Source organism: Bradyrhizobium sp. P2_E8, from assembly GCF_056403875.1.
This window is the reverse complement of sequence record NZ_JBFUES010000952.1, coordinates 1-2,839: the sequence shown is the minus strand read 5'-3', so window position 1 is coordinate 2,839 and position 2,839 is coordinate 1. Positions and strand designations below refer to the sequence as shown.

The 2,839-nt window shown below is 64.3% G+C and carries 3 protein-coding genes; all 3 read left to right on the top strand.

Annotated features, from left to right (window positions below; all coding sequences use genetic code 11):
• The first annotated feature begins 150 nt into the window (after positions 1-150).
• The gene (locus tag AC1D00_RS34845; protein WP_027548316.1) at positions 151-1,326 is read left to right on the top strand and encodes a vWA domain-containing protein; all 1,176 of its coding nucleotides are present in this window, start codon (positions 151-153) and stop codon (positions 1,324-1,326) included.
• 131 nt (positions 1,327-1,457) lie between these two features.
• A complete protein-coding gene (locus tag AC1D00_RS34840; protein WP_135175604.1) occupies positions 1,458-1,871 on the top strand; it encodes a rhodanese-like domain-containing protein in 414 nt (137 codons plus the stop codon).
• 206 nt (positions 1,872-2,077) lie between these two features.
• Positions 2,078-2,839: 3-mercaptopyruvate sulfurtransferase (gene sseA, locus AC1D00_RS34835; RefSeq protein WP_477013803.1), on the top strand; the 762-nt coding region annotated here is incomplete at its 3' end.

Sequence of the window (2,839 nt, the reverse complement as noted above, 5' to 3'; positions counted from 1 at the left end):
GATGATGAGTGCTGCGAGAATTCCCATTGCAAATGTCCCCAAAACAACCCCGTGAGGTGGTCAATTCTAGAGCAAAAAGCCTCCCGGTCCAGCGCCCGGCCGCGGCCTCCGCCCCTTGACGTTCGTCCCCCGACGGGCAATCTGTCACCCATGTTCCTGCAATTCTTCACTTCTCTGCGCGACGCGCAGGTCCCCGTGACGCTGCGYGAATACCTCACGCTGATGGAGGCGCTCGACGCTGACCTTGCGGACTACACGGTCGAGAATTTCTACTACCTGTCGCGCGCCTCGCTGGTGAAGGACGAGCGCAACCTCGACAAGTTCGACCGCGTCTTCGGCACCGTGTTCAAGGGCCTGGAGAGCCTGCTCGAGGCCATGGACAAGGCCGAGATCCCCGAGGAGTGGCTGAAGAAGCTCGCCGAGAAATACCTTACCGAGGAAGAGAAGAAGCAGATCGAGGCCATGGGCTGGGACAAGCTCATGGAGACCCTGAAGAAGCGCCTCGAGGAGCAGAAGGGGCGGCACCAGGGCGGCTCGAAGTGGATCGGCACGGCCGGCACCTCGCCGTTCGGCGCCTACGGCTACAATCCCGAAGGCGTCCGCATCGGCCAGGAGAAGAACCGCAACAACCGCGCCGTGAAGGTGTGGGACAAGCGCGAGTTCAAGGATCTCGACGGCAATGTCGAGCTCGGCATCCGCAACATCAAGGTGGCGCTGCGGCGCCTGCGCAAGTTCGCGCGCACCGGCGCGCCTGACGAGCTCGATCTCGACACCACCATCCGCGAGACCGCCAATCACGGCTATCTCGACGTGCACATGCGGCCCGAGCGGCGCAATGCGGTGAAGCTCTTGGTGTTCTTCGACATCGGCGGCTCGATGGACGCGCATATCGAGCAGGTCGAGGAGCTGTTCTCGGCGGCGAAGAGCGAGTTCAAGCACATGGAGTATTTCTACTTCCACAACTGCCTCTATGAGGGCGTGTGGAAGCAGAACAAGCGCCGCTTCACCGACCGCACGCCGACCTGGGACGTGCTGCACAAATACCCGCACGACTACAAGGTCGTGTTCGTCGGCGACGCCTCGATGTCGCCTTACGAGATCATGGTGCCTGGCGGCTCGGTCGAGCATGTCAACGAGGAGCCGGGCTCGGTCTGGCTCGACCGCATCATCCGCACCTATCCGCATTCGGTGTGGCTGAATCCGGTCGCGCAGAAGCACTGGGACTATTCGGAATCCACCACCATCATCAAACGCATCTTCGCCAACCGGATGTACCCGATCACCATCGAAGGTCTCGAAGGTGCGATGAAGGAATTGACGCACTGACTCTCGCCGTCGTCATTCCGGGGCGATGCGAAGCATCGAGCCCGGAATCCATCGGGCCGCAGCGTTGGTGAGAAATGGATTCCGGGCTCGCGCTACGCGCGCCCCGGAATGACAACGAGAGGGAGAACCACATGCCCCAGACCATCACCCGCGGCATCAAGGCGCTGATCGACGAGGCCAATGCCGAGATCGAGACGCTCACCGCCAAGGACGCCATCGAAATCTCGAAGAACGGCGATGTCGTCATCGTCGACATCCGCGACCCCCGCGAGATCGAGCGCGACGGCCGCATCCCCGGCGCGTTCGCCTGCACCCGCGGCATGCTGGAATTCTGGATCGACCCGCAGAGCCCTTATGCAAAACCGGTGTTCCAGGAAGACAAGAAATTCGTCTTCCACTGCGCCGGCGGCATGCGCTCCGCGCTCGCGGCCAAGACCGCGCAGGACATGGGCCTCAAGCCCGTCGCCCACATCGCCGGCGGCTACGCCGCCTGGCGCGACGCCGGCGGCCCGACGGAGCAGTGGGAGCCGAAGAAGAAGGGGTGAGGGTGTGCCTCGCTGTCGCTCCAATCTCCAGCGTCATTCCCCGCGAAGGCGGGGAATCCAGTACGCCGCGGCCTCTCGGCTCAATCACAATTGCCTCTGGAATACTGGATCGCCCGGTCGAGCCGGGCGATGACAGCGGAGTGTGATGTGCACGGCTTCAATCTCGCGCGTGCGCGCACGCACCGGAATGACAAGGAAAACTCTGCATGACCGCCGACCCCCTCGTCTCCACCGAATGGCTCGCCGACCATATCAACGACGCCAACGTCAGGGTGCTCGACGCCAGCTTCAAGCTGCCGGGCGTGCTGCCGCTGCCGAAGGACGACTATCTCGCCGCGCATCTGCCCGGCGCGGTGTTCTTCGACGTCGATGCGGTGTCGGACCATTCCAACCCGTTGCCGCACATGTATCCGAGCGCCGAGCAGTTCGGCCGGGACGTCGGTAATCTCGGCATCTCCAACGCCGACACCGTCGTCCTGTACGACGCCGGCGGCTGGGTTGCGGCGCCGCGCGCGTGGTGGATGTTCCTGGCTTTCGGCCACGGCAATGTGCGCATTCTAAATGGCGGCCTTAAGAAATGGCGCGCCGAGGGGCGCCCCGTCGAGAGCGGCGAGGTGAAGCCGAAGCCTGCGACGTTCAAGGCGAGCTACGACGCCAAGCGCGTGCGCAGCATGCAGCAACTCGTCGCCAATTTGGAAAGCGGCAAGGAGCAGGTCATCGACGCGCGCGCCGCCGACCGTTTCGAGGGCCGCGCGCCGGAGCCGCGGCCGGGCATCCGCTCCGGCCACATCCCCGGCGCCCGCAACGTGCCCTACAATCTCCTGTTCGATGCCGCGACCGGAACGATGAAGCCGCTCGAGGATCTGCGCGCCGCTTTCACTGGCGCCGGCGTCAAGCTCGACGCGCCGATGGTGACGAGCTGCGGCTCGGGCGTGTCGGCCGGCGTGCTGACGCTCGCGCTCTATCGC